Annotated in this window: 1 protein-coding gene; it reads right to left on the reverse strand. The window is 41.5% G+C overall.

The window, feature by feature from the left end; all coding sequences use genetic code 11:
• Positions 1-1,540 (reverse strand): glycoside hydrolase family 2 TIM barrel-domain containing protein (locus JIV24_RS22095; RefSeq protein WP_200467257.1); only part of this gene is annotated, 1,540 nt, incomplete at both ends.

Genomic DNA, 1,540 nt, shown 5'->3' on the forward strand with positions numbered 1-1,540 from the left:
TTGTTCCGCCATGTTGTTTAGCCGCATTAGGTGCTTGCGAAACCACTGTAAATGCAAGGATAGCTGTTCCATCTGCAGTGCTTCTGATGTTAGAATCAACAGCTTTATGTTTCAAGTTGTGTAAACCTTTCTCGTACCAGCTTTTGTAACCCCAGGTATCGTTATTGACAAAGGCTCTGAAGGCATCCAGTTTTGGTCCATTACCATCAGTAATAATGGTTTCTCCATCATAAACTAAACCATATAATGATCCATCTGCCATGTTGAATTTAGCGATAAAGTTCTGACCACTCACCTCCTTGATATTGCTATCTGTATCCGTCAATTTCACTTTTCCTCCTGTAGCTTTGGCTACTTCAGCCATCGCAGGCACTTCTGTTTTTGCTTTCAGTAAGTATTGCTCTTCGGCTTCTACATAACCTTTATTTGCCCAAGGCTGATCATCCTTTAAGGTGAACTGCAGTTTCACGAAATATTCTGATCCGGCTTTCAAATCGGCAAAATTATATGGTAACTTGACCGTCGTTTTTGTTCTTGCTGCAATAGGATCAAAAGCCAATTGCCCGTTTTTAATCTCAGATCCATTTTCCCAAAGCGACCAGCTTAGATTATAATCTGATAAAGATTTAAAGTAGTACTTATTGAAGATTTCAAATGTACCTTGTTCAATATCTAAAGCTTTGAAACCAATGTGCTGGTATACTTTTTTCACTTCGTAATACTGCGGTTTCAGGTCACGCTCGGCAAACAAAATACCATTCATCACAAACTGACCACTATTGGGCTTATCTCCAAAGTCACCACCATAGGCCAGATAGCGCGTACCATCTTCACGGTAGTTGTATATGGCCTGATCTATCCAGTCCCAGATAGCACCACCACAGAAGAAGTTGGTCGACTCAATGGCGTTCCAGTAATCAATCAAGTTACCACAAGCATTACCCATAGAGTGGGCATACTCTGAGATATGGAATGGGTATTTGATGTTCATTTTTCCTGTTACAGCGCTTTGCATCCATCCAATAGAAGGGTATTGGTTAGAGCCCATATCCACAATACTGTTGTTACGTTCGTACTGCACAGGACGTGATGTATCAATCGCTTTCAGAGCTTTATAGGCGTGTACAAAGTTTTCACCCGGACCAGCCTCATTACCCAAGGACCAGATCACAATAGATGGATAGTTCTTATTCTGGTGTGTCATCTCCACTACTCTACCCACATGGGCATTTTTCCACTCTGGTGGATGCGAAAGCGATGCTTTTCCATAGTAGTACTGGTGCGACTCAATGTTGGCTTCATCCTCTTGATAGATTCCGTACTTATCACACAAGTAATACCAATATGGATCTGGTGGGTAATGCGAATTACGAACATGATTGATATTCGCTCGTTTCATCAGCATCACTTCCTCTTCCATCTGCTCACGTGTTAGTGTATGACCTGTTTCAGGATGTGTTTCGTGACGGTTGACACCTTTTAGTTTAACCGTTTTACCATTGATGTAATAATAGCGACCGGCTAAACCAAATTCATCATC

It is taken from the genome of Carboxylicivirga marina (assembly GCF_016612505.1).
Taxonomy (GTDB): domain Bacteria; phylum Bacteroidota; class Bacteroidia; order Bacteroidales; family Marinilabiliaceae; genus Carboxylicivirga; species Carboxylicivirga marina.